Source organism: Arcticibacter tournemirensis, from assembly GCF_006716645.1.
Classification (GTDB): Bacteria; Bacteroidota; Bacteroidia; order Sphingobacteriales; family Sphingobacteriaceae; genus Arcticibacter; species Arcticibacter tournemirensis.
This window is the reverse complement of the sequence record NZ_VFPL01000001.1, coordinates 1,081,315-1,105,978: the sequence shown is the minus strand read 5'-3', so window position 1 is coordinate 1,105,978 and position 24,664 is coordinate 1,081,315. Positions and strand designations below refer to the sequence as shown.

At 44.0% G+C, this 24,664-nt stretch carries 25 protein-coding genes; 8 read left to right on the top strand and 17 right to left on the bottom strand.

The window, feature by feature from the left end:
- Positions 1-38 precede the first annotated feature (38 nt).
- The 4 genes from BDE36_RS04625 to BDE36_RS04610 all read left to right on the top strand — a co-directional run bounded on the left by BDE36_RS04625 (position 39) and on the right by BDE36_RS04610 (position 4,309).
- Positions 39-1,451 carry a TolC family protein gene (locus tag BDE36_RS04625; protein WP_235833114.1) on the top strand — a complete coding sequence of 471 codons (1,413 nt, stop codon included), beginning with the start codon at positions 39-41 and terminating at the stop codon, positions 1,449-1,451.
- A gap of 18 nt (positions 1,452-1,469) precedes the next feature.
- The gene (locus BDE36_RS04620; protein ID WP_141813918.1) at positions 1,470-2,816 is read left to right on the top strand and encodes an efflux RND transporter periplasmic adaptor subunit; all 1,347 of its coding nucleotides are present in this window, start codon (positions 1,470-1,472) and stop codon (positions 2,814-2,816) included.
- 162 nt (positions 2,817-2,978) lie between these two features.
- Positions 2,979-3,983: an NAD(P)H-dependent glycerol-3-phosphate dehydrogenase gene (locus BDE36_RS04615; RefSeq protein ID WP_141813917.1), complete on the top strand. Its 1,005-nt coding sequence runs from the start codon at positions 2,979-2,981 to the stop codon at positions 3,981-3,983.
- A 50-nt stretch (positions 3,984-4,033) separates the two neighbouring features.
- Entirely contained in the window at positions 4,034-4,309 is a 276-nt protein-coding gene (locus BDE36_RS04610) for a hypothetical protein (RefSeq protein WP_128769786.1), read from the top strand.
- Positions 4,310-4,419: 110 nt separating this feature from the next.
- On the opposite strand, the gene BDE36_RS04605 is transcribed toward BDE36_RS04610, so the two are convergent.
- Both BDE36_RS04605 and BDE36_RS04600 read right to left on the bottom strand, forming a co-directional pair.
- The gene (locus BDE36_RS04605) at positions 4,420-6,210 is read right to left on the bottom strand and encodes a DEAD/DEAH box helicase (RefSeq protein ID WP_141813916.1); all 1,791 of its coding nucleotides are present in this window, start codon (positions 6,208-6,210) and stop codon (positions 4,420-4,422) included.
- Positions 6,211-6,311: 101 nt separating this feature from the next.
- Positions 6,312-6,779, bottom strand: a complete 468-nt coding sequence (locus BDE36_RS04600; RefSeq protein WP_141813915.1) for a DUF4293 domain-containing protein — start codon at positions 6,777-6,779, stop codon at positions 6,312-6,314.
- A 77-nt stretch (positions 6,780-6,856) separates the two neighbouring features.
- On the opposite strand from BDE36_RS04600, the gene truA reads away from it, so the two are divergent.
- Together truA and BDE36_RS04590 are read left to right on the top strand one after the other, a co-directional pair.
- Complete coding sequence (truA, locus tag BDE36_RS04595) at positions 6,857-7,621, top strand: tRNA pseudouridine(38-40) synthase TruA (protein ID WP_141813914.1); 765 nt, start codon at positions 6,857-6,859, stop codon at positions 7,619-7,621.
- A gap of 115 nt (positions 7,622-7,736) precedes the next feature.
- The gene (locus tag BDE36_RS04590) at positions 7,737-8,849 is read left to right on the top strand and encodes a M42 family metallopeptidase (protein WP_141813913.1); all 1,113 of its coding nucleotides are present in this window, start codon (positions 7,737-7,739) and stop codon (positions 8,847-8,849) included.
- A gap of 104 nt (positions 8,850-8,953) precedes the next feature.
- Here BDE36_RS04590 and BDE36_RS04585 read toward each other — a convergent pair whose 3' ends face one another.
- Positions 8,954-9,817, bottom strand: coding sequence for an FKBP-type peptidyl-prolyl cis-trans isomerase (locus BDE36_RS04585; protein WP_141813912.1), 864 nt, complete (start codon positions 9,815-9,817; stop codon positions 8,954-8,956).
- Positions 9,818-9,829: 12 nt separating this feature from the next.
- Positions 9,830-10,300, bottom strand: a complete 471-nt coding sequence (locus BDE36_RS04580) for an FKBP-type peptidyl-prolyl cis-trans isomerase (protein ID WP_141813911.1) — start codon at positions 10,298-10,300, stop codon at positions 9,830-9,832.
- 245 nt (positions 10,301-10,545) lie between these two features.
- On the opposite strand from BDE36_RS04580, the gene BDE36_RS04575 reads away from it, so the two are divergent.
- On the top strand, positions 10,546-11,022 hold the full coding sequence (locus tag BDE36_RS04575) for a hypothetical protein (protein ID WP_141813910.1): 477 nt from the start codon (positions 10,546-10,548) through the stop codon (positions 11,020-11,022).
- A gap of 140 nt (positions 11,023-11,162) precedes the next feature.
- Entirely contained in the window at positions 11,163-11,642 is a 480-nt protein-coding gene (locus tag BDE36_RS04570) for a hypothetical protein (protein ID WP_141813909.1), read from the top strand.
- A gap of 121 nt (positions 11,643-11,763) precedes the next feature.
- Here the strand turns inward: BDE36_RS04570 and rpiB are convergent, their stop codons facing one another.
- The 13 genes from rpiB to BDE36_RS04505 all read right to left on the bottom strand — a co-directional run bounded on the left by rpiB (position 11,764) and on the right by BDE36_RS04505 (position 24,660).
- Positions 11,764-12,198, bottom strand: a complete 435-nt coding sequence (rpiB, locus tag BDE36_RS04565) for a ribose 5-phosphate isomerase B (protein WP_141813908.1) — start codon at positions 12,196-12,198, stop codon at positions 11,764-11,766.
- Positions 12,199-12,327: 129 nt separating this feature from the next.
- Positions 12,328-13,200, bottom strand: a complete 873-nt coding sequence (gene tatC, locus BDE36_RS04560; RefSeq protein WP_141813907.1) for a twin-arginine translocase subunit TatC — start codon at positions 13,198-13,200, stop codon at positions 12,328-12,330.
- A 61-nt stretch (positions 13,201-13,261) separates the two neighbouring features.
- Positions 13,262-14,611, bottom strand: a complete 1,350-nt coding sequence (gene accC, locus BDE36_RS04555; protein ID WP_141813906.1) for an acetyl-CoA carboxylase biotin carboxylase subunit — start codon at positions 14,609-14,611, stop codon at positions 13,262-13,264.
- 82 nt (positions 14,612-14,693) lie between these two features.
- Positions 14,694-15,176, bottom strand: a complete 483-nt coding sequence (gene accB, locus BDE36_RS04550; RefSeq protein WP_141813905.1) for an acetyl-CoA carboxylase biotin carboxyl carrier protein — start codon at positions 15,174-15,176, stop codon at positions 14,694-14,696.
- 170 nt (positions 15,177-15,346) lie between these two features.
- Positions 15,347-16,336, bottom strand: coding sequence for a beta-ketoacyl-ACP synthase III (locus BDE36_RS04545; protein ID WP_128769798.1), 990 nt, complete (start codon positions 16,334-16,336; stop codon positions 15,347-15,349).
- Positions 16,337-16,349: 13 nt separating this feature from the next.
- A complete protein-coding gene (gene plsX / locus BDE36_RS04540) occupies positions 16,350-17,288 on the bottom strand; it encodes a phosphate acyltransferase PlsX (RefSeq protein WP_128769799.1) in 939 nt (312 codons plus the stop codon).
- A 14-nt stretch (positions 17,289-17,302) separates the two neighbouring features.
- On the bottom strand, positions 17,303-17,494 hold the full coding sequence (gene rpmF / locus BDE36_RS04535) for a 50S ribosomal protein L32 (protein ID WP_141813904.1): 192 nt from the start codon (positions 17,492-17,494) through the stop codon (positions 17,303-17,305).
- Between the two features lie 11 nt (positions 17,495-17,505).
- Positions 17,506-18,060: a YceD family protein gene (locus BDE36_RS04530; RefSeq protein ID WP_141813903.1), complete on the bottom strand. Its 555-nt coding sequence runs from the start codon at positions 18,058-18,060 to the stop codon at positions 17,506-17,508.
- Between the two features lie 146 nt (positions 18,061-18,206).
- A complete protein-coding gene (locus tag BDE36_RS04525) occupies positions 18,207-18,539 on the bottom strand; it encodes a putative toxin-antitoxin system toxin component, PIN family (protein ID WP_141813902.1) in 333 nt (110 codons plus the stop codon).
- A gap of 129 nt (positions 18,540-18,668) precedes the next feature.
- The gene (locus BDE36_RS04520) at positions 18,669-19,754 is read right to left on the bottom strand and encodes a hypothetical protein (protein WP_141813901.1); all 1,086 of its coding nucleotides are present in this window, start codon (positions 19,752-19,754) and stop codon (positions 18,669-18,671) included.
- 562 nt (positions 19,755-20,316) lie between these two features.
- Entirely contained in the window at positions 20,317-21,450 is a 1,134-nt protein-coding gene (locus BDE36_RS04515) for a DUF4972 domain-containing protein (RefSeq protein WP_141813900.1), read from the bottom strand.
- 34 nt (positions 21,451-21,484) lie between these two features.
- Positions 21,485-22,660, bottom strand: a complete 1,176-nt coding sequence (locus tag BDE36_RS04510) for a glycoside hydrolase family 76 protein (protein WP_202618081.1) — start codon at positions 22,658-22,660, stop codon at positions 21,485-21,487.
- Positions 22,661-22,746: 86 nt separating this feature from the next.
- Positions 22,747-24,660 carry a RagB/SusD family nutrient uptake outer membrane protein gene (locus tag BDE36_RS04505; RefSeq protein ID WP_141813899.1) on the bottom strand — a complete coding sequence of 638 codons (1,914 nt, stop codon included), beginning with the start codon at positions 24,658-24,660 and terminating at the stop codon, positions 22,747-22,749.
- Positions 24,661-24,664: the final 4 nt, after the last annotated feature.

The window sequence follows — 24,664 nt, the reverse complement described above, 5'->3', positions numbered from 1 at the left end:
GGAGAATGATCTTTAAACAGAGCTTAAGGACCGAGTCAATGATTTTAGCGGCAGTTTTCCTGCTGGTATTTTCAGGCTTCACAGCAAACTCACAGGAAAAAATAACGCTTCAGCAGGCCGTAGACTTAACACTGCAGAACAACCTTCAGATAAAGCAGTCGAAGTTAAATGAAGCGCTGTCGGGAGAGAATTTGAAAGAATCGAAGCTTTTCTTTTACCCTACACTAAATGCAGGAAGTAATTTGAATTTCAATTTCGGGCAGAATGTTGATCCACTTACATACGAATACGTCAACGAGCAGACTACCTCTGCGAACGGAAGTATAACAGCCGGGCTCCCAATATTTCAAGGCTTCAGGTTATGGCATCAGGTTTCTCAATATAAGTACCAGCTTGAAGCGGATAAAAGCAATACAAAAAAGATTCAGAACGATCTTGCACTTACCGTAGTTACTACATACCTTCAGATACTCAACAATCAGGATCTGCTGACCGCCGCACAACAACAACTTGAATTGGCGCGGCTACAACTTGACCGTGAGCAAAAGCAGTTTGATGTAGGTAGTAAAACGCTCGCTGATCTTTCACAAGCCAAAGCTCAGGCGGCTACTGCTGAACTTAACGTAACAAACGCCCAAAATCAGCTGGATATATCTTATTTAAACCTTGCTCAGCTAATGGAACGGGATCCAGGAAACCGTTTCGAAGTGGTAAAGCCAGTTGTCAACCAACTTGGACAGATTAATAAAACTACTGCTTCCGACATTTATGCAGATGCTGTGGAAAATTACCCAGACATCGTTCTCGCCAAGTATCGCACTTTGGCCTCCCAAAAAGCTGTAGATGTCGCAAGATCTGCTTTATATCCAAGACTAACATTCCAGGGAAATATAGGATCGGGATACTCGAGCAACAGGACTAAAGTAACTGACAGAGTTTTAACTGGAAGAAATGACACCATAGGCTTTGTGAATGGTACGGGACAAAAGGTATTAACTCCTGGATATATCAGCGTTATAGAAAAAACAAAGTTCACAGATCAGTTAAATGAGAACCTATATCAGAGTGTCGGCTTTACTTTAAGCATCCCTATTTTTAATGGGCTATCGTCAAGAATCGGTTTGCGTCGTGCGAAGATCAGCTATCAGAACGCACAAGTATCTGAGCAACTGGCACGTAATAACTTCAATAAGATTATATACCAGGCCGTAACCGATCTGCGTGCGGCAGAGAGTAGTTACAACTCCGCAAACAGCGCTTATCAATCGTCCAAAGATGCGTTTAATGCAATCCAGCAACGATATGGCGTAGGGCTGGTAAACTCACTCGACTTTAACCAGGCACAAACAGATCTGAATCAGAAAGAATTCAACCTGATACAGGCCCGCTACAATCTCATATTCAGAAATAAGATCATTGATTTTTATCTTGGCAATCCTTTAACCTTTTAAAAAGAATACCCACTCAAAATGGCAAAGAAAAAAAACACCCTTAAATATGTGATTATCGGAGCAGTTATATTGCTTGTTATCGCTATTGCCGGCAGTAAATTAGGATGGTTTGGCAAAGGCAATAAAATTCAGGTTGCTACCGAAAAAGTGCAAAAAAGAGCGATAACGGAAACAGTATCTGCCAGCGGAAAAGTACAGCCCGAAGTCGAAGTAAAGCTGAGCTCCGAAGTCTCAGGAGAGATCGTAGTACTCAACGTAAAGGAAGGAGACGTAGTAAAAAAAGGGCAGTTGTTATGTAAGGTACGCCCCGACATACTTCAGTCAGGTTATAACCGTGCTGTTGCTTCCCTGAATACCCAAAGAGCTACTCTTGCTTCTTCTCAGCAGCAATTAAAACAAGCGGAAGCCAATTTCAAAAACACAGAAGCAAGTTATAAAAGAAGCGCCGAACTCTTCAAAAAGAAGGTTTTGTCGGCCTCTGAATATGATGCTGCGCAGGCGCAGTACCTAAGCGCCAAGGCTAATCTCGAATCTTTGCGGCAAAATATCATCGGCGCAAGATATGGTGTAGAACAATCTCAAGCGGTTGTGAAAGAAGCATCTGATAACCTTGCCCGCACTACAATATATTCTCCTGTTGATGGCGTAGTTTCAAAACTGTCGGTCGAGCTCGGTGAGCGAGTGGTTGGAACAGCACAAATGGCTGGTACCGAAATCATGCGTATTTCCAACCTCAATACCATGGAAGTAAATGTGGATGTAAATGAAAATGACATTAACAGAGTATCGCTTGGTGACCTGGCAGAAATTGAGGTCGATGCCTTCCAGGGAAAGAAGTTCCAGGGAACAGTTACTGAAATAGCAAGCTCTGCGAATGTTGTGGGGACAAGTGCCGATCAGGTAACCAATTTCAGTGTGAAGGTAAGGATCCTGCCCGAGTCATATACTGCACTTCTGAAAGCAGGCGCTAAAAATGAATCCCCTTTCCGTCCAGGCCTGTCTGCCACCGTAGATATTCAAACGGAGAAGACGACTGGCCTTGCGGTACCGATTCAGTCGGTTACCACACGGGATGAAATAAAAGACGAACCAAAAACCGATAAAGGCCCCTCTGAGGAAAAGAAGACGACTGAAAAGCCTGTGGTAAAAGAATGCGTATTCATCTACCAGAAAGATGGCACGGTAAAACAGGTTTTTGTAACTACCGGCATTCAAAACGACGTTTACATTCAGGTTCTGTCAGGCCTTAAGGGCGGCGAGGAGATAGTTTCCGGGCCGTTCACCGCTATTTCAAAGACGCTTAAAGACGGTTCCCTAGTTGAGAAAGTAAGCAAAGAAAAGCTTTTTGAAGGAGATAAAAAGTGATAGATAGATGTGAGTATTGAGATTTGAGATATGAGTGCAAGGCTCTTAATGCTTCAAGTCTCATATCTAAAATCTCATATCTCGATACTCATATCTCATAGCTGATATTTCATAAGTATTCCTTAAACTTGTCCCGGCAAATCTATCGGGACTTTTTTATTTATGGATCAGGACACACGAATAGCAGTTATTGGAGGAGGCAGCTGGGCTACGGCAAACATTAAAATGCTGTCTGACAACCGGGAGCATAAAGAAATCTTCTGGTGGATGCGAAACACCGATTCTATTGAGCACCTCCGGCGATACCGCCATAATCCAAACTACCTCAGCTCTGTTGAGATCAAAGTTCCGGCGCAGCATATAAGCAGCGACTTGAATGCTGTGTTGGCAGAGGCAAACATGGTATTATTGAATGTACCGGCAGCCTTTTTAAAAGAAGTACTTGCAGGAGTGAGCGCCGAAAGTTTTAAAGGGAAAAAAATCATCTCTGCAATCAAAGGCTTCGTTCCAGAAGACAACATGATCATCGGCGAGTTTATGCATAAAATGTATAATATTCCGCTGAGTGATATTGTTGTATTAAGTGGTCCGTGCCATGCTGAAGAAGTCGCACTGGAGAAACTGTCATACCTGACAATTGCCTCTGCCGACCCGCAGCTGGCTGCCCGATTTGCCGGACTAATAAATACCCGCTATATTAAAACAAACGTGTCTGACGACATATATGGCACCGAGTACGCCGCTGTGCTTAAGAATATTTATGCTGTAGCCAGCGGAATCTGTAACGGGGTGGGCTATGGAGATAATTTTCAATCAGTATTAATATCCAACGCAATAAGGGAAATCCTCCGCTTTGTAGATGCTGTACATCCAATAGATCGCGACATTAAGGAATCTGCTTATCTGGGAGACCTGCTTGTTACGGCCTATTCTCAATTCAGCAGAAACAGGATGTTCGGCAATATGATCGGTAAAGGCTACACGGTTAAGTCGGCACAGCTTGAAATGAACATGATCGCCGAAGGCTATTATGCATCAAACTCTCTTCATCAGATAAACAAAACCTATAAAGTAAATATGCCCATATGCAGGGCTGTTTACGCAATTCTTTACGAAAAGCATTCGCCACAAATTGAAATGAAATTACTGGCCGATCAGCTTTCCTAAGCGCTTCAAAACATCCTGTCATTTACGTTGTTCTTCTAAAAAAGAACACTATGAAGAAAATGATAGTTTGGGGCGTTACTGCCGGAGCCGCAGCTGCTACAATAGTAGCTCTTATGTATAAAAGAAAAGATGGCACCAGATTGGCGGATGGATTAATGAATTCTGCTAAAGATGTCGGAAATCGTTTAAGGGATTACGGCAATCAGATCAAGGACCGCCTTTTCCATGTTAAAGGCCCAAATGGAGAGCCTGTATTTCTGGATATGTACGACAGGCAGTTCTACGAAGATGAAATGGGAAGACGGGTATACATGGACAATGATTAATGTATATGGGTAATAAAGAGTCATAAAAAAACGGGCATCAATCTGATAACCCGTTTTTTTTATGCTATGACAAAGCTGAATGCTGCTCTCTGACAGCTGAAAGCTTTTTCTTACCAGCGTTTACGCCTTTCGCGGTCGCCGCCCGGCCTGCTGCCGGAGCCACCTCCGCGACGGTCGTCACGTCTGGCACCTGAATAATCACGATAGCCTCCGCTGCTGCGTTCCCGGCTTCCGCCTTCACGCCTGCCACTTCCGCTAAATCTCTCACGACTTCCGCCATCACGCTCTCCAGCCAACTCTATTCTAACCTTACGACCATTAAAATCCACTGATTTAAAATTATCCTGAACCTGCTCAGCTACAGAATTTTCCACCTCAAAGAAGGTATATACGCCTTTAAGATCGATCTTTCCAATAGATTTTCCGTTGATCTTAGCGTTGTTGCAAATAAACCCAAGCATATCGCCGCGGGTAAATTCGTCAACTGAACCAAGATTAATGAACAAACGGGTATAGTCGCCTCTCGAAGATGTACGGCTAAAGCGTTCTGTCCGCTCACCACGTTCATCACCAACCGGCGCATTCAGATCGGGAGCATTTTTATAATAATCAAGGAAACGGTTAAATTCAAGCGAAGCAAAGCGCTTAATTATTTCCTCCTTATCCATCTCCTTGAATTCGTCCATAATGCGGGGGATGTACGACTCCATCTGGCTCTCGTTAACTTCCACCTGGTGAACCCGGTGTACCAAAGCAAACAACTGCTTTTCGCATACATCAAAGCCTCCAGGAACCTCCACTTTGGTAAACTTCTTACCTATAGCACGTTCTATCTGCCTGATCTTACCCAGTTCTTTGCTGTTAATTAAGGAAATGGAAACACCAGACTTCCCTGCACGGGCAGTACGACCGCTTCTGTGGGTATAGTTCTCAAGCTCGTCGGGGAGCGAATAGTTGATAACGTGGGTAACGTCATTAACATCAATTCCACGGGCAGCAACGTCCGTTGCAATCAGCAACTGAAGGTTTCTGTCGCGGTAACGCTTCATCACCTTGTCGCGCTGCTGCTGAGAAAGATCCCCATGCAATGAATCGGCGTTATAACCATCTTTAATGAGGGCTTCAGCGATTTCCTGCGTTTCTATTTTTGTACGGCAAAAAACAATACCGAAGATTTCAGGATTGAAATCAACAATACGCTTAAATGCGGCATACTTATCACGGGCACGTATTACATAATACTCGTGATCAATATTAACATTCCCTGTATTCTGTTTACCCATGGTAAGCTCTACAGGATCAGTCATATATTTTTTAGCTATCCGGCGTACTTCAGAAGGCATAGTTGCCGAAAACAACCATGTCTTTTTTTCATCCGGAGTAGTAGAAAGGATAGTATCAATATCCTCCTGGAAGCCCATGTTCAGCATCTCATCTGCTTCATCGAGCACTACATAGCTTACTTCAGAAAAATTAATAGCCTTGCGGTTGATAATATCGAGCATCCTGCCTGGTGTTGCCACCACAATCTGCACTCCGCGTTTGATCTGCCTCAGCTGATCAGAGATACTGGCACCGCCATAAACGGCAACAATATGAACATCGCTCAGGTTCTTTGCGTAGTTGTTCAGATCACTGGCGATCTGCAAACATAATTCACGGGTTGGGCACAAAATAAGTGCCTGGGGGTAGTTTTTTGTAAAATCGATTAATTCTAACAAAGGAAGTCCAAAAGCGGCGGTCTTCCCTGTGCCGGTTTGGGCTAATCCGACAAAATCGTTGCTGCCTGTAAGTAAAACCGGGATTGATTGTTCCTGGATTGGCGTGGGATTTTCAAATCCCAGATCAGTTATGGCATTAACAATATCATGACGGATACCCAGAGTACTAAATGGGTTCATGATAACAATAAAAAACCGACTGTATTGCCGGTATTTTACAAAGATACAAAATTATATTTAAAAATACCAGTTGCAACAACTAAATGAAGCGGAGCATGTATCTATCTCAAACGATCCGCAGACTTGATCAATTTTTCATCGCGTCTGATTCCCCTGAGTGCCAAAACAATAAAAAATATCGCTAAGCACGGTAAAATTACTCCGATACCGTAATTCTGAAGCTCAATAGTCATATCCCCTATTATACCTTTAGCTGTTTGAGCAAGCCAGAAGCTAAATCCAATGATCAATACAATCGTAAGATAACACAGCTTTATCTGTTTCTTTCGGTCGGCATAGAAGAAAATCACTACAAATGGAAGGAGTCCCAGCAATACCGTCGCTATCGTCAGGCCAATAAAACCGTCGCTCTGCACAACCTGTCCCCCTATGTTCTCATACACGCCGGTAACTTTTATTGCCTTCGCGGTGCCATTGGCGCTCAATATTTGTAAAAAAGGAAACAGGAACAACGCAAAAATCATTGTTGTTGATAAAAACAGCCAGAGGGTTTGAATTCTTTGTAGCATAGTGATTTTTTAACACTACAAATATATAAAAGTGTTTGAGGGAGCGATAATTTGTTTCATATCACTAATTTTGAAGCGTGAGTGATAAAACCAGGCTTTTTGCAGAACTGTCATACAACGGCACCGGTTTCCATGGCTGGCAGGTACAACCAAACGCCATTACAGTGCAGGAGGTGTTAGACAAGGCTCTTTCTACGATATTGCGGGAGGAGATCGAAACGGTTGGTTGCGGCAGGACAGACACCGGAGTTCATGCGAAGCAATTTTACGCTCATTTTGACCTGAGTAATCCAAGGCCTGATCTGTCAGGAAACCCGGTTTTTCTTAGTCGCCTCAATTCCCTGCTTCCGCCTCAAATCGCTGTAAAGCAACTATTGAACATGGCTCCCGACGCGCATGCTCGTTTTGATGCGACCCTCCGTTCTTACGAATACCATATTCACTTTCAAAAAGATCCTTTTAAGCAAAACCTTTCGTGGCTGTTAAGGGACATGCCCGACATAGATCCCATGAATGAAGCAGCGGCAATCTTACTGGAGTATACTGATTTCAGTTGTTTCAGCAAGTCGAACACCCAGGTATTTACGAATAACTGCAAGATATCGAGGGCCGAATGGGTGAACACTGCCGATGGCCTTGTTTTTCATATTTCTGCCGACCGCTTTCTGAGAAATATGGTCAGGGCAATCGTTGGATCACTTATGATGGTGGGTAAAGGCCTACTGAAGCCTGCAGATATTCATGATATCATTGAAAGCAAAAATCGTTCGAATGCCGGTTCTTCCGTGCCCGCTTGCGGTTTGTACCTTACCGAAGTAAGATACCCCTATTTCACCCACTAAGCATCGACTGCTAATTGCGTGCTGCAGGAAAACCGCAATAAACTTTTTTATGCCTGCCGCAAACTCCCAATAGCCAATAGCTATTTCTATATTTGCATTTAAAGGAGAATAATACATGAGCACCAACAACGAAGAAAATCAAAAACATATTCCTGTTGTAACCGAAAAATCACTTCAATTTTTACAGAGCTACATTAACAATCCTTCGCCTACCGGTTTCGAGTGGGAAGGGCAACGCCTGTGGCTCGACTATATCAAGCCATATGTCGACACACATCAGGTTGACAGCTATGGAACGGCGGTTGGTATCATCAACCCCGAAGCTGAATTTAAGGTAGTAATAGAAGCCCATGCCGATGAGATTTCCTGGTTTGTAAACTATATTACTAAAGATGGGCTTATCTACGTAATCCGCAACGGTGGATCAGATCACCAGATTGCGCCTTCTAAAAGAGTTAATATTCACACCGATAAAGGAATCGTTAAAGCGGTATTCGGCTGGCCCGCAATACATACGCGGAATGGAGAAAAAGAAGAGGCTCCCACACTAAAGAATATTTTCCTGGATTGCGGCTGTACCTCGCAGGAAGAGGTTGAAGCTCTGGGAATACATGTAGGATGTGTGATTACGTACGAAGATGAATTCATGGTGCTTAACGACCGCTACTATGTTGGCCGCGCCCTCGATAACAGGGTGGGTGGTTTCATGATCGCCGAAGTTGCACGCTTGCTTAAGGAAAACAAAAAACATCTTCCCTTTGGGTTGTATATAGTGAACGCTGTCCAGGAAGAAGTTGGACTTCGCGGCGCTGAAATGATAGCAAACAGAATTAAGCCGAATCTAGCCATTGTAACCGACGTAACCCACGATACGCAAACCCCGATGATCAATAAGGTTACACAAGGGGATCTTGCATGTGGCAAGGGACCAGTTCTTTCGTATGCACCATCGGTTCAAACGAATTTCAATAAGCTGCTTATTTCGGTTGCCGAAAAACATAGTATCCCTTTTCAACGGCAGGCTTCTTCGAGATGGACTGGGACCGATACAGATGCCTTTGCCTATTCAAACGGCGGTGTCGTGTCGGCTTTAATTTCTCTGCCGTTACGCTATATGCATACCACAGTAGAAATGGTTCATAAAGAGGATGTGGACAATGTAATCCGGTTGATTTATGAATCGCTGCTTACCATCGAAAGCAATCAGGATTTCAGATCTATAAAATAAAATTGTAACAAGGCCGTTATATTAATTCATAGGACACCAAAAAAGGGCATCGGAGATATTCCCATCCGCTGCCCTTTTTGATTTTTAATGATATTCGTAATCCTCTATTGACCTACCTTCGTAACCTTTACATCGAAACCAAGCGGAGAGAAGGCCGGAATGGAGCTTGAGCCTTGCAGACCATAAGCAGAAGACGATGGCGTCACGAATTTCACCGACCCGCCTTCCTTAAGCAAAGGCAAAATCTTTTTCCAGGCGTTGATAAATCCGTCGACCTGCGACGAATATCCCTCGTAAGAATCAAAAACGGTACCGTTCATAAAAGAACCCGAATAGTTCACAGTTACTGTAGAATCCGTCCGAATCTCCTTCCCCGTCCCCGCTTCGCTTATTTTGTAATAGATCCCGTCTTCCGATTTAGTATAATTCGGAAGATCTGTACCCAGATATTTCTTTATCATTTGATCCTCATACGCGGGCAGCTTACTTTTTTCCAGGATAGACACGGTAAAGTCAAGAGAAGCATTCCCCGGAATCCCAAGACTGGTATTCCCTCCTCTTCCGTAAGCCTTACGCGATGGAAGTATAATCCGTATAGATCCACCCTGGTTCTTCAGCACGTCCTTCATCAGATCGCGCAAACTGGCTGGAGAATAATATCCAAAGTAATTCGCATAATGATTGAGGATCGTGTCCTGGGATGAGTATACGCCATCAAGCGACTTTACAGTATACACGACCGGCAGCTGCTGGGTGTAGTCAATCGGACTGCCGGTCCCCATCTTTGTCACCTGGTAATAGATACCTGTGGTGTCATAGACCTGCATATTAAGACCGTTTTTCTGAATATATTCCTGAATATTCTTTTCGTCTTCTACTTCAATGTTATCATACTCCTTTTTACAGCCAGCCGTTACAGCGACTAAAAGAAACATGACCAAAGACAATTTATATGTAATTACTTTCATTCGTGCTGTTTATTAATTTGTTACGTCCAACAGTTCTATGTCAAAATCAAGCACGGAGTTTGCAGGAATAGGTCCATTCTGATAAGGCCCGTATGCATATCCCGAAGGAACCAGTAATCGTATTTTTCCACCCTTCTGGATCAAAGGCACCCCTAATTGCCATCCGGCAATCACTCTGCCTAACGTAAATTCTGTTGTCCCGGAGTCAAATACAGTGCCGCTCAAGAGCCTTCCGGTATACTTAACTTTAACCTTAGTGTTTGCCGTGTAGGTTGCTGTACCTGTTCCTGGCTCTGTTATGATATAGTAGATGCCATTTTCTTCGCGCTCAACTTCCTGCAGATTATTCGCGGCAACGAAATCTTTTATAATCTGCTCGTCCTTCTTCAACTGTTCTTCCGGGTCATAATCGCTACCCTCATCCTTCTTACAGGAAGAAAAAGTCGCCGCAAATAAGACTACCAATAATAAAAATCTTTTCATTTAATAAACATATTTTATGGCCAAACTACCAATTCCAATTTTTCGTCTGCAAATTTATCTTTTTAATCTTCAAATACTAAGCTTTAACATTTTTTAACGCACAGTTCTTTTAACAGACTTCATTCAATGTATTCCAATGGCCAAATCAACAGCTCCAAATTTAACGCGGAAGAAATAAAAAAATCCGAAACCAAAATTGAGCAACCTTGTTTTAGTTCAGAATTAAAAACTTTAATCTCATTATAATGAAAAGAAAATTATTAAGTCTTATTGTAGTATTATTCTGCCTGTCAACTTCCCTGTTTGCTCAAAGCAGGGCCTCCGGCACAAGCTACAGAACTGCCGCCGGACTTAGGGTAGACGTCGGTGATGGAAGTACCGGAGTCGGATTTAATGTAAAGCATTTTTTCACAACTACCGGAGCGCTGGATGCCAGTCTTCTCTTTTATGAAGGTGATGTAGTTGGTTTAGAAGCAGAATACGAGTATAATGCGAATATCCCTAACGCGCCTGGCCTGAAGTGGTATGCGGGTATCGGACCACAGATCCTTTTCGGAAACGATGATACCGCAATAGCAATCAGGCCGGTAGTCGGATTGGAATACAAAATCCCCAATGTTCCTCTGAACTTTGGTTTCGACTGGAGACCCATGTTCGTGATCAGCCCCGACACTGACACCAATGCAGGACGTTTCGGGCTTTCTTTCCGTTACGCATTTTAAGCTATTTTAATTTATTGAGCTAAGGGAGTTATTGCAAAATAACTCCTTTTTCATTTATGCCTACCCTGGGATAACACTAAAAAATAAGAATACAATATTAGCCGATATTTATACCTTTGCCTTGCAAACACACTTTAAATATGAAAAAGTTATTCATCTTGTTATCTCTTATAACAGTTATTTCAATAGGCAAAACCGAAAGAGCTGAAGCTCAGTATAAGAACGCCCTGGGTGTCAGGGTGGGCGACTATACCGGAATTACCTTTAAAACTTTTATTCAACAGGACAAAGCGCTCGACTTTATCTTAAGTTTTAAGGACCGCAACGCCTATTCTGCAGTACGTTTCACTGGTCTATATGAGGTTCATAATCCAATAAACTTCGAATTTGGTACACTGAGATGGTACTATGGCGGGGGTGCTTCGGTAGGAGGCATTGATTACAAGTTGATCGATGAAAACGACTTCCTTTTGAGTGCCGATGGAGTGCTCGGCCTCGATTATCATTTCGCAGAAGCGCCCATTAACCTTTCTTTCGACTGGAAACCAGCACTGCAATTTGCTCCTGATGCCGACTTTAAAGCAGGCCAGTTTGGCTTGTCTGTACGGGTAACGTTTTAGGAGTTTTAAGTAGTAAGTTATAAGTCGTAAGTTTTAAGGCATAACGAGTAAGCTATTAGCACCTCCCTAAAACTTGTTACGTAAAAACGTATAACTTACTACTTATAACGTATAACTCAACTTAACACGAAATCTTCCCTACCCTTGTCGCGTGACGTCCACCCTCAAAGTCTGTGGAGAGAAATTTCTCTGTTATAGCTCTGGCGAGCTCCTCGCTTATAAAACGGGCGGGTATACATAAAACATTGGCGTTATTATGTTTTCTGGCCAGTTCTGCGAGTTCCTCTGTCCAGCATATCGCAGCTCTTATGCCCTGATGTTTATTCGCCGTAATCGCAACTCCGTTTGCGCTCCCACAAACGAGAATTCCAAAAGTAAACTCGCCGTTCTCTACAGCCGAAGAAACAGGATGTGCGAAGTCGGGATAATCGGCCGATTCTGCGCTATACGTGCCAAAGTCTTTTACATCGCTCCCCGCCAAAAAAGACTTCAACATCTCTTTGTATTCAAATCCGGCATGATCAGAACCTATAGCAATTGATTTTTTTTCATCCATAATAAATATCACTAATAATAGTAAGTGGCTCAATTCGAAGAAACAAACTTATGAAATATTTTATTTCGAACTCGCAGAAGGGCCTTACTTTCTCAGGATTAACTATCCCGCCGCACCGGCAAATGAATTTTAATCTCTGCTCATCAAAGCTTTTTCACGGTTTCTTTCCACCCTTGCTGATATCATAATACTTATTTCATACAGTATGAACAGCGGAAAACTAACCGTAAGCATCGTTAGTATATCCGGAGTTGGAGTGATAACGGCAGCGATAATGAGTATGATAACAGACGAATACCTTCTCGACGAACGCATAAAGGCAGGCGTCATGATTCCAATCTTCGACAGGATAAAGATCAGTATAGGCAATTCAAATACGATGCCCGAGCCCAGTGTTAGCGTAGCAACAGAGGAAAGATATGAATCTATGGTGATTTGGTTCTGGATTACGCTGCTGACCGTATAGTTGGCAAGAAAAGTGATAGAAAGCGGCGCAATTACATAGTAGCCAAACAGGATACCGAGGATAAATAGCATTGTAGCATAAAACACAAAACCGCTTGCCGAAGTTCTTTCCTTATCGGTTAATCCGGGCTTTACAAAACGCCACACTTCATATAAAAGATACGGAAAGCCCAGTACAAGCCCCATCAGTAAAGACGAATTGATTTGCAACGTGAACTGTCCCGCCATCTCTGTATTAATAATATTAAAGTTGATATCCTTAATACAGTAATCAGCACCCAGGTTAAAACGCTCAGCCAAGCCGCACATAAACTGGTATGTCCAGAAATCAGCACTTTTAGGACCAAGGATTATCTTATCGAAAATAAAGTCGTAATATGAAAAAGCGACGCCCGTAAATACCACAATAGCAATACAGGAGCGGATAAGGTGCCAGCGGAGCACTTCCAGATGGTCGAAAAACGACATCTCTGCTTCCAGGCTTTCTCCTTTTCTTTTCAGGGAGTCGATAAGTTTTTTTCCTCTGTTCTCGCTCATTGCATTCAACAGTATGTATCGGCCAAACAGGCAGAGTCCCTACCGCTATTAAGTTAAATTATCAGACAGTTTCCTCAATATACTCAAAGCTCTCCATAAACTTGGTAGTAAAATTCCCTGCTCTGAAGTTTGGATCCTTCATCAACTGGCAATGAAAAGGAATGGTTGTTTTTACTCCTTCTATTATAAATTCGCTCAACGCTCTCTCCATTGTACAGATAGCCTCCTCACGGGTCTGTCCGGTACAGATCAGCTTAGCGATCATTGAATCGTAGTTCGGTGGAATCCGGTATCCAGCATATACATGCGTGTCAACACGAACGCCGTGGCCACCCGGAGAATGAAATATCGTGATCCTGCCAGGTGATGGCCTGAACCCATTTGCAGGGTCTTCGGCATTAATGCGGCACTCGATAGCATGTTTAGCCGGCAGATAATTTTTACCTGATATCGGAACTCCTGCAGCAACCCTGATCTGTTCTTTGATCAAATCATAATTTATTACTTCTTCTGTTACAGGATGCTCTACCTGAATACGGGTATTCATCTCCATAAAGTAAAAATTACGATGCTTGTCTACGAGAAACTCAATCGTTCCTGCACCCTCATAGTTTACCGCTTTAGCACCTATTACAGCTGCTTCTCCCATTTTCTCACGCAATGCATCTGTCATAAAAGGAGAAGGCGATTCCTCAACCAGTTTCTGATGGCGTCGCTGTATCGAACAGTCGCGTTCTGATAAGTGACATACCTTTCCGTACTGATCGCCAATAATCTGAATCTCAATATGGCGCGGATCCTCTACATATTTTTCCAGGTACAGCCCATCGTTTCCAAACGCCGCCCCGGCCTCCATTCTTGCCGAATCCCATGCCGCTTCAAAATCTTCGTCCTTCCACACAATGCGCATCCCACGACCACCGCCGCCGGCGGTCGCCTTTAGTATGATGGGGTAACCTATAGAGTTCGCAACTTCCAAACCCTCTGCAATATCAGATATTAGCCCGTCGGAACCCGGAATAGTAGGTACGCCGGCCTGCTTCATTGTTTCTTTAGCCGAGGCCTTATCTCCCATGCCATTGATCTGCTCGGGAGTAGCTCCAATAAATTTTATATGGTAATCGCGGCAAATAGCCGAGAACTTGGCATTCTCCGACAGAAATCCATACCCAGGATGGATCGCATCGGCATTGGTTAGTTCCGCTGCCGAAATAATATTCGGTATATTAAGATATGAATCCTTGCTGGCAGGAGGGCCAATACATACCGCCTCATCTGCAAACCTTACATGCAAACTATCACGATCGGCTGTTGAATAAACAGCTACGGTTTTTATTCCCATTTCCTTGCATGTGCGGATAATACGCAATGCAATTTCACCACGGTTTGCAATTAATATCTTCTTAAACATAAATCTCCCTTAAGTGTACAAATAAAAAATGTGCAAATATACAGATGCTACAGCCCCTGCATACTTGCACATCACAAAATATTTAGGCAGGTTCTACCAGGAACAAAGGCTGATCGTATTCAACAGGACTTGAATTCTCGACAAGCACTTTTACTATTCGTCCGGAAACCTCCGATTCTATTTCGTTAAACAATTTCATCGCCTCGATGATACACACCACCTGGCCCGCCTTTACTTCATCGCCAACATTGACAAAAGGAGGCTTATCCGGTCCGGCAGTACGATAAAAAGTACCAATCATCGGCGATTTAACCATCACGTACTTAGAATTATCTTCCGCTTCAGGAACCGTCACCTTTGGCTCGGCTGGTACCGGTGGTACCACAGATGCCGGCTGTGCCTGAGGAGCAGTTGCTGCTACAGGCGTCGGTATAGTTGCATTAACATATGTTGGAGCCTGATTAGTCTTTATAGTGATTTTAAAATCTTTCTCTTCGATTGAAACTTCATTAACACCTGATTTTGAAACAAATCTGATAAGTTCCTGAACCTGTTTAATATCCATGTTTGTTTTTTAGGTTAATTTATTTATAATTCAAAGTTCATAAATAAAATATTAAAAACAAGAGAGATAAGCAGTTAGCATCCTCTCCCGCCCTTTGCTATTATCTTTTTTTAGATTGCGGTTTGGTATCACCGCCGCGTCCTTCCACCCACAACTTATAACTTATAACGTCAATACGCCCACTTCAAATACACAGAACCCCAGGTGAAGCCACCGCCAAACGCAGCAAGGATAATATTATCACCCTTTTTCAGCTTACTTTCCCACTCCCACAAACATAAAGGAATTGTTCCGTTTGTGGTATTTCCGTAGCGGTCTATATTGATCATCACTTTTTCTGCGGGTACACCTGCGCGGCTTGCCGTAGCATCGATAATCCTCTTATTTGCCTGATGCGGAACTAGCCATGCTATATCCTCACCCTTCAAGTTGTTACGTTCTATTACCTCTGCGGCTACATCTGCCATATTAGTCACAGCCGATTTAAACACCGTTTGTCCTTCCTGATAAGCATAATGTTCTCTCGCATCAACCGTATCGTGAGATGCCGGTTTTAACGAGCCTCCTGCCTTCACATAAAGAAACTGGCATCCCGCACCGTCGCTTTTCAGAATAGAATCGATCACACCTAAACCTTCAGTATTCGGTTCGAGCAACACAGCTCCGCAACCATCACCAAAGAGGATACAGGTAGCACGGTCCTCGTAGTTCACGATGGCCGACATCCTGTCGCCGCCAACTACCAGCACTTTCTGATGTTTTCCAGATTCTATAAATTGAGCACCTGTTGTTAAGCCGTAAACAAAGCCCGAACAGGCAGCCTGCAGGTCCCAACCCCATGCATTCTTAGCTCCGATTTTGTGGGCAAGTATATTCGCAGTAGCAGGTATCGGCATATCGGGAGTCGATGTGCAGAAGATGATCAAGTCAATCTCTTCAGCACTTATCCCCCGTTTCTCGAGTAAGCCTTTCACCGCAGGAACTGCAAGATCAGAAGTAGCTACTCCCTCTCCCTTCAAAATCCTTCTTTCCCTTATACCCGTACGGCTGGTGATCCATTCATCATTGGTTTCCACCATGGTCTCCAATTCATGATTCGTAAGCACATAATCAGGTACGTATCCGTTGACCGCTGTAATTGCAGCATAAATCTTTTGCATTGTCCTGTCTGTATTATTTGAATGCAGATGTGATCTTATCAATTAACTTCGTCGTGATCATGCTTCTTGACAGAAGGATCATATTCTTGATTGCCTCCGGACTTGATATCCCATGCCCTATAATTACCGGTGCATTAACACCCAGAATGGGACTTCCCCCGTACTGTTCGTAATTGAACCTCGCAAAAAATTCATCCTGGAATCCTTTCTGACGGGTAAGAACATAAAAAGTCTCCGCGAGCTTCAGCATCACATTTCCCGTAAAGCCGTCACAGACAATCACATCAGCCTTTTCATTGAATAAATCACGTCCCTCAATATTCCCGATGAAGTTAAACGAATTTGTGTCCTTCATCATCGGATGGGTAGCAAGCATCAGCAGATTACCCTTTTCCTCTTCCTCTCCGATATTCATTAACCCTACTTTCGGATTATGAATTCCCAGGATATTTTCAGCGAAAAGGCTGCCCAATATCCCGAACTGGAGAAGCGTATCAGGCTTGCAGTCGGCATTAGCGCCAACATCCAGCATAATCCCATATCCCTTTTTAAGCTTAGGCACTACCGTAGAAATGGCAGGTCGTATAACTCCGGGAATAGTCTTAATGCTAAACATAGCACCTACCAGCATGGCTCCTGTATTACCTGCAGAAGAAAAAGAATCTATCTTCCCTTCTTTGAGTAACTTAAAACCAAGACTAATACTTGAATCGGGTTTCTGAGTGATTGCTTTAGTAGGATGTTCGCCCATACCAATAGCTTGAGTGGCATGAACAAACTCAAAATTTTCAGGACTGAAGTTGTGCTCCTCCAGAATAGGAAGAGCTTGGTCTTTATCGCCGATAAGCACCAATTTCTGGTGCGGCTCTAAGGCTTTATAGGCTGCAATTGCACCCAGAACAGTAGCCCTGGGAGCAAAATCTCCACCCATTATATCTAAGCCAATTTTCATTTCAGAAAATTAACTTAAGCAATAGCCGTATTCTCGATAACTAATTTACCATTATAATACAGGTTGCCGTCAACATTGTAGGCATGATGAGGCAAATGAACTGCGCCTGTCGTCTTGCATGTAGATAGAGCAGGAGCTTCAGCTTTATAGTGAGTTCTTCTCTTATCTCTTCTCGACTTTGAAATTTTCCGTTTTGGATGTGCCATTTTCCTGTTTTTTAATTATTATTTTTTATCTTTTTTAGTGCATCCCACCGCGGATCTGCACTGGTTTGTTCTTCTTGTTCTTCTTCCTCTGTAACCTGCCCGGAAAGTTTTTCAAGCTTCTCAAGCATCTCTTTATCACACCATGGTGTCGAGCCCGACTCTTCACAACGATGAAAATAGGGAACCGCCAGATTAATATACTCATATATTAAAGGCGAAACGTCTATCTCATGCTCATTTTTCCCAAGCACAATGATCTCATCTGTATTATCTTCCAGATTCTCATCTCCACTGAACTTAACAATCTGCCGTTCATTTACATCAACAACAGTCGGAAAATCCGAAAGACAAACATCACAATTGAGAAATATATTTCCCCTAATTGCAAACTGAAGGATGATCATCGTTTCCTGCTTATCCAGCTCAAGATCAACTTTCAGCTCACCGGTCTTCACCAACGAGTATTCAAACTCGTTGAAAAAACGTTCATCAATATCAAAATCGAATTGATGCTTCCCCGTCTTTAACCCTGTATATGATATTCGATATTCCTGTAACGATTTCAAAGCACGGCAATTGAGCCTGCAAAAATAGGTAAAATTAATGACTCAGTAAAAGTTTTTTTAAATATGAAATATGAACCATCTTACATGATAAAAAGCCTTTTTCATTAATTCTGAAGTTGGCCGATAGACAACTATCCGCCAAAGAACTATTCAGGAATACCTCTGAAAGGATGCAACGTTAACAAATCCTCATCTCCTGAGATGATGCACGAAGCATTAGCGGCAACAGCAAGCTCTAGGATCATGTTGTCTTTTGGATCACGACAGTCAAAAATCTTGAGCTCGGGGTCACAAAGAACGCTGTTCTGTGCAATCTTATCTACGATCTCCAGCCGTTCAATTTCGTTTAGAAAATATTTATCGAATTTTCTCCGGAAAATAACTAACGTCAATTCTTCAAGGGTTTGTGAAGACACAGCAATTTTTCCCGACAAAATAGCTTTGTCTATCGCTGCACCATGCTTTAGCTGTACGGTCATCCACCTCCAATACAATTCTTTCCATGACTTAATCTTATGTATTCAAAAATACTAAATAACAGAAAATGTGATTGTTTTGAATGACAATTCAAAATCAACTATTCTTGTCAGTGAAGTTCTGCCTCCCCTCTAAAACTTTACCCTTTTCCCCATCAGCGTGCTGGTATCCTGGCCCTCTTCTGTAGCGATGGTGGCCTGCTGCTTTAGCTGATCCAGTTTCTCCCTCATCCTTTGCTCTATCTCCTGCTGCAGTTGCCGTCGCTCCGGATCCGACAGTCCCGGACCCTTTCCTCGTATGAGCGGCTCTCCCTTGCTGATCTGCTTCTCCCGCCAGGAACGCCTGCTGGCAAGGACGCTGTTCCCCCGGTATCCTGCCATGATTTGAGTGCGGGGAGGGATGCCTGATGCGGTTGCCTCTTCTAAGTTCGCCAGGGCCCTGCTCTCCCCGTATCCTTCCTCTGCTTCATCTTCCGACTGGAAGGCTGCGATCAGACTTACCGGGTTAAACTCCCTGCTGTTGAGCGGCTCCTGTTCGTATTTGTATATGTTCGCTGCCATGCATTCCTGCATGCCCAGCACCAGCAGTAAACAGCCCCTGGGTACTTCCTGATCAAATACCAGCTCGCGGGCTGCATTCAGGCCACTGCTTTCCATACTGATCTTCTTCTCCCCGATATACTCATAGAACTCTTCCCTGAAGTTAAAAGCCACCAGTACAAAGCTGAGCCGGTAGCCCGTAACCTTATAATGTCCCTTAAAGGGGGTAACAAAGTCCCTGCGGGGATCAATCTCCGGCAGGCTGATGCTTACCTGTCCCTTCTCATTGCGCCTTACCTGTGGTTTGACCTGCAGCACCTGCGAAAACTTGCTGTCTTCATTGAACTCCAGTCCCTCCAGGAACGACAGTTCACCGTCGTGCAGGTCGCGGTCACCACGCTCCCGGCTGCGGCTGCCCCGGATGCTGCGCGAAACCGCTGCCGTCATGCGGTTGACCATCCCTCCATCGTAAAAGTGATGATAAAAGGGACGGAAGGCCTCCCTGAGCACTTTGGATGCCTGACTGATCAGTCCGAATTCTCCGGCAGCCTCCTGGCTGGCCTGGGTTTGTTTGAAACGCCGGGGACGGCTCTGAACAATGTTCATCCCCCGGTAGCTGCGGTATACCACCGGGCCTGCTGTGCCATGGATGCCGCCTTTACTATCGATTACTGCCATATATTTCCTCCTTTTTTAAATTGCTTCAGCCATCAGCAGCTGGCACAGGGCAGGGTTAGGACGGTAACACGATGCGGAGGTCGGCGGCTATAGCTGATGTAAAAGTAAAGTTGACAAGAACTGCAAAAAGATGAAACAGGAAAATGTAATTTATAATCAGTTTAAACTAAGCGGCTGATTGCCTTTGCCTTGCGACACATCCACTGTCTCTGCACCCCTGCAGAACAGTTCTTCCCTTGCCTGAGAAGGCGCTGCCCCTGATTATCCCCTGGCTATCTATGTGGCATCAGAAAAAGGCCGCTCGTTCTACATTGAGTCTACCTTTTTGCTCAAAAGGTAGACTCAATGTAGGGAATCATTAGCTGAACTGAGGCTATATTCATAATCAGGGGAGGATCAGGGGATAGCATGGGGATACCATGGGGATACCATGGGGCAGCATAGAGATAGCACGTGCGCGTCGAGTATCTGGTAGAATATTCCCGCTATAGGATGCTAATAAAACGAAGAAAGGGGGACCAGTCTATCAACCGATGCCCCCTCCCATTATCTTAAATAACAACTATTTCAAATCCCACCTGTGCTCACCGATCAGCCGCGCAGAATGCCGGCCGGTAAGGTCACGGATATTGTTGTCATCCCTCACTGTCTTGCTGAAATCCCAGCCACATGCGAGATCCGTTTCTGTTCCACTAACTATTATTTCTTTATTCTTCAGTTGATTGATCTCCACTGCTGTTTTTGCTGTCTTCCAAATGTGGAAATCCTTTATGTAGCCGGCGATTTTCCGGGTAGTACTTCCATCTGATCTGATTTCCAGGAATGCAGTCATAGATATCGGCAGATCATTACCCACATATTTATCACTCGAATTCCTTTTGGTGGCCGTACTCACCAGCTCACCGTTTCTGTAAACTTTAATCACTATGAGATTGCCATTGCCATCTCTTTCGCCGTTGAACCCATTATCATTATACACCGCAGCAAAATGTACCCAGGTATTGCCAAAACCCGACATCGGAAGATCGGCTCCCGGTTCGAGCATATTATCATAGGCACTCATTGAATACGACATTCTCAGTCTTTGATTATCAAAATGGTTAATCATCCAACCTTTTCTTACACGGCTTCCGCCATTTTCGTAAAACGTGGTAATCGCTGCACCAAAGCCGTTGATGTTCGTAAATTTAAACCAGGTCTCTACCGTAAACTGCTGACTCCCCGGGTTTCCGAAGACCGAATACTCAGGACTACTGCCAAAGTCGATATATCCCCCGTTCATGCCATTAACAAAGAGTTCTGCGGGGATCACCGCATCTTCGGTTCGTTTGGAAGCCTTAAAATCAGTGCCAGCTTTTTCAAGCTTAACGTAACACTGCTCGATATCTGCATGAGAAGGCGGGGTGTCTCCATACTTTATCAGCAGGATCAGTTTATTCGCTTCACTTATAACGGGTGTCAAAATCTCCTTACTTTCCTGGGGGTACATTCCCGTGTAGGTACCGTAAACAGAGGTGTCACGGAGTGCTGTAAGATTCTTCACATAACTATCCAGTTTTTCGACATTCGGGTCGGTTGGACGGGTTTCCTCTTTTTTGGAATCCTTGGAGCAGCCCGCTAAGCCAAGCAGGACTGCCAGCACTAACATATACGACAGGGGCAGTAATGCTGATATATTTTTGAATTTACTATTCATAACAATATTTTAAGTTCATTGAATTGCAGAACATTTACTTTGATTCAGGAGGGCAAACCTGCATTAACGCCACAACGCCACTGGCATCATAGCATGAAATTGGTTCGTTCGAAGGGGTAGGCGCTATAAAATTCTTCGTAGTTAGTTTACGTACAGCATCCCTGTTCTTCCAGCCGTAATTGATACTTCGGCGCAGCCAGGGCAGGTATTCGGGCTTGTTACAATCTTCAATGAGCCTGATCATATATTGCCCGAGGATAGCATGGTATATTCCCTGCTCTTCACCACCCTCATATGGGAGTATCTGGAGCTTACCCGACATGGTATTTTTAGTATAATCTGCTGTAAGGACTGCATCATCCAGATACCGTTGCTCGCCGGTCTCCTTGTATAGCATTACAGCAGCGCCTATGCAGGTCGCCTGATTGTAGGTATGCGTTGTCCAGTTGGGGGAGTTTCCGCCATGCTTGGAATCGGCCACACGGCCTGTCCTGCTATCAAATAGGTTATCATGCGACCATTGGTATATTTCTTTAGCCTTGCTCAGATAATCTGCATTTTTGGTGATGTTATATAAGGTCATCGCTGCAATTACGGTAGGATAATTTATGCACGACATCTTCCCTTTAGCTGCATCATGCCAGTCCCATAACATACCGCCGTTTACAGCGTCGTAAGATCCATTGTCTATACCGGGTGCTCCATACCATACCCTGTGGAATCCGGAGATAGAATGATCGAGATATTTCTGCTCACCGGTTATCTCATAGGCTCTTGCCATAGAAATAACCCACCACATAATATCGTCGTAGATAAACCATACCTGGGGCTTGGTATTCCAGTCGTAGTTAGCATAGTAGTTGCCGCAGCCGGTGTATATGTCTTCTATCAGCTGGCGATGCTGAGGGCTTTTCGTTCTTTTGTAAGCATTCATTGCCATATCCCAGTAAACCGCCTGGGTCCAGATGGCGCCAACGGCCGTGGGCTTTCCGGAGTCCCTGTAATAGAGTTTCCTTGTCGGATCAAACAGGTGACGGTTGAAGGCATTAAATGCAGTATCCACATCTGCTGCGGTATATTGAGGCACAACGTCGTAATCAGGTGTATATGGTTTGTCATCATCAGCCTCGTTACAGCTGGAAAAGAACGACATCACAACCACTGTAAGACAATAAAAAAAGCTTATCATCGGGTTCTTATATTTGTTCATTTTGATTCTTGAGTTATTTTGTAAGTCAGCTATGCTGTTAAGCAATTACTTATAACTTACTACTTATCACTTATAACTTACTACTCTCAATACCCGGGATTTTGAACCAGGGCCTTATCTATATCTATCTCGCTTTGCGGTATAGGGAAGAAGTATTGCCTTTTGTCAAATACACGGTCCTCTACTTTCGTTCTCTTATAGAAGTTATCACCATCGGCTTCAACGTTCATCCCATAGATCGCCTTGTTTTGATTCTGCTCGGCAGTACCCCATCGTCTGACGTCGAAGAAACGACTATTTTCGAAAGCCAGTTCCACCCGTCTTTCGGCCATTATCGCCTTAGCCATCTCCTGTCCAGCAGCAGGAACCGGCAGCGCATTGGCACCTGTTCCGTACTTGGGGATACCCGCTCTTTCTCTTATCAGATTAAGGTATTTGAGGATGTCGGGATTAGAAGGATCAGATTCGTTCAATGCCTCCACGTAATTCAGGTATACCTGAGCTAAACGCAACAAGATACAAACACGGTCTTCTGTTCCTCTCGGCCCTTCGGGAGCTGATTTTCTTACCACATATCCTGTTTTTGAAAAGTCATTCACGCCCTGAAGTTTACCGGCATTTCCGGAGTAGGTCATATCTGTATAGATCGCTCCATCTTTATCATACAGCCACTTCTGACCAGAGAATGTAATGCCGGCATAGAAGCGGGGTTCCCTGTTGTAATACATCCTGCTGGTATTTGAGGGTGCCAGTACTCTGCCTGATACGGGATCCTTGTAATCAGCGCTTATTTTGCCTGTTTCTGAATAACCTGATGCAGCGTTAATAACCGGAGTTTTACCATCGGATTCGTAACCTGTTACCGGCAGCTGACCGTTGGCCATAAAGTAGGCATCAACCATTTCCTGAGTGGCACCTAATGCACCTCCTCCTTTATAGTCGTTGTTAACACCTTTATGATTGGGAGTCCGGTCGTACTGCATGGTTCCGGAAGAAGTTCCTATCCTGTAAAATATCAGCTCGGTATAGCTCGATAATTTAGTATACGCTCCACGGGTAGCTGCGCGGTATGACAAATAAGGGTCGAGCACGCCATTAGTATATTCACGTTGTAAATCATAAAAGCGAGGAACGTAATCAGCGATAAAGCTGGCTGCTTCATCGGCAGCTGCCTTCCATCTTGCTTTTTTATCAGCGTCAGATAGCGTTGGAAACAGTTTCGTTCCATCCGGGTTAGTGAGGCCTGCATACTGCTGATTACCACCATTGAACAAGGGGCTTGCACGGAACATCATCGCTTCAATAATGAAAGCGCGCGCTACAGTGCGGTCAATCCTTCCGTATCCTTCACTGCTCGGATTGCCTTCCTGCGAAACATGCTCTACCAGGCCTTCATTCACAGCACGTCTAAGTTCCGATATGATGTAATCAAAACATTCGTCGCTTGTGCTTCTCGGGATCTGAAGCTCACCCAGCGGAGTATCCTGCGAAATAACATCACCTATAACAGGGACAGGTCCGTAGGCTCTAACAAGATAGAAATAATAAATAGCCCGAAGCGCACGAGCTTCAGCAATCCATTGATTTTTTGTTGTCTCAGACAGCTCCGGGCACGAGGGCGCGTAGGTTATAAATTTTGTTGCAGTATGAATGCCGGTATACCAGCTTTTCCAGCGCCTTCCAATGAAGCCTTCGGTAGCTGTAATGGTATTATTATTCCATAGATGGCTCAGAACGAAAGTCCATGTATATTCAGCCTCGTCACTTGCGGCGGTCCAGGGGCCATAAGTCTTAAAGATTTCCCCCTCCTGCAACTGCCTCTGGTTATATTCGTCGGGTATATACGTGTAAACGCTGGCCAGGTACTGTCTTGTCGATTCCCTGGTTTCAAAGATCTTCTCCATCGACAGCCTGTCTGTAGGAACCTGATCGAGATATTTTTTACAGGAAGTACTCAGAATTAAAGAAAGCATCCCCAGTACTATATATATTTTTTTCATAATG

Excerpts from the sequence above, each read along its gene's own strand:
- BDE36_RS04625 (WP_235833114.1), top strand. The coding sequence starts at position 39 with ATGATTTTAGCGGCAGTTTTCCTGCTGGTATTTTCAGGCTTCACAGCA.
- BDE36_RS04620 (WP_141813918.1), top strand. The coding sequence starts at position 1,470 with ATGGCAAAGAAAAAAAACACCCTTAAATATGTGATTATCGGAGCAGTT.
- BDE36_RS04615 (WP_141813917.1), top strand. The coding sequence starts at position 2,979 with ATGGATCAGGACACACGAATAGCAGTTATTGGAGGAGGCAGCTGGGCT.
- BDE36_RS04610 (WP_128769786.1), top strand. The coding sequence starts at position 4,034 with ATGAAGAAAATGATAGTTTGGGGCGTTACTGCCGGAGCCGCAGCTGCT.
- BDE36_RS04605 (WP_141813916.1), bottom strand. The coding sequence starts at position 6,210 with ATGAACCCATTTAGTACTCTGGGTATCCGTCATGATATTGTTAATGCC.
- BDE36_RS04600 (WP_141813915.1), bottom strand. The coding sequence starts at position 6,779 with ATGCTACAAAGAATTCAAACCCTCTGGCTGTTTTTATCAACAACAATG.
- BDE36_RS04590 (WP_141813913.1), top strand. The coding sequence starts at position 7,737 with ATGAGCACCAACAACGAAGAAAATCAAAAACATATTCCTGTTGTAACC.
- BDE36_RS04585 (WP_141813912.1), bottom strand. The coding sequence starts at position 9,817 with ATGAAAGTAATTACATATAAATTGTCTTTGGTCATGTTTCTTTTAGTC.
- BDE36_RS04580 (WP_141813911.1), bottom strand. The coding sequence starts at position 10,300 with ATGAAAAGATTTTTATTATTGGTAGTCTTATTTGCGGCGACTTTTTCT.
- BDE36_RS04575 (WP_141813910.1), top strand. The coding sequence starts at position 10,546 with ATGAAAAGAAAATTATTAAGTCTTATTGTAGTATTATTCTGCCTGTCA.
- BDE36_RS04570 (WP_141813909.1), top strand. The coding sequence starts at position 11,163 with ATGAAAAAGTTATTCATCTTGTTATCTCTTATAACAGTTATTTCAATA.
- rpiB (WP_141813908.1), bottom strand. The coding sequence starts at position 12,198 with ATGGATGAAAAAAAATCAATTGCTATAGGTTCTGATCATGCCGGATTT.
- tatC (WP_141813907.1), bottom strand. The coding sequence starts at position 13,200 with ATGAGCGAGAACAGAGGAAAAAAACTTATCGACTCCCTGAAAAGAAAA.
- accC (WP_141813906.1), bottom strand. The coding sequence starts at position 14,611 with ATGTTTAAGAAGATATTAATTGCAAACCGTGGTGAAATTGCATTGCGT.
- accB (WP_141813905.1), bottom strand. The coding sequence starts at position 15,176 with ATGGATATTAAACAGGTTCAGGAACTTATCAGATTTGTTTCAAAATCA.
- BDE36_RS04545 (WP_128769798.1), bottom strand. The coding sequence starts at position 16,336 with ATGCAAAAGATTTATGCTGCAATTACAGCGGTCAACGGATACGTACCT.
- plsX (WP_128769799.1), bottom strand. The coding sequence starts at position 17,288 with ATGAAAATTGGCTTAGATATAATGGGTGGAGATTTTGCTCCCAGGGCT.
- rpmF (WP_141813904.1), bottom strand. The coding sequence starts at position 17,494 with ATGGCACATCCAAAACGGAAAATTTCAAAGTCGAGAAGAGATAAGAGA.
- BDE36_RS04525 (WP_141813902.1), bottom strand. The coding sequence starts at position 18,539 with ATGACCGTACAGCTAAAGCATGGTGCAGCGATAGACAAAGCTATTTTG.
- BDE36_RS04520 (WP_141813901.1), bottom strand. The coding sequence starts at position 19,754 with ATGGCAGTAATCGATAGTAAAGGCGGCATCCATGGCACAGCAGGCCCG.
- BDE36_RS04515 (WP_141813900.1), bottom strand. The coding sequence starts at position 21,450 with ATGAATAGTAAATTCAAAAATATATCAGCATTACTGCCCCTGTCGTAT.
- BDE36_RS04510 (WP_202618081.1), bottom strand. The coding sequence starts at position 22,660 with ATGAACAAATATAAGAACCCGATGATAAGCTTTTTTTATTGTCTTACA.
- BDE36_RS04505 (WP_141813899.1), bottom strand. The coding sequence starts at position 24,660 with ATGAAAAAAATATATATAGTACTGGGGATGCTTTCTTTAATTCTGAGT.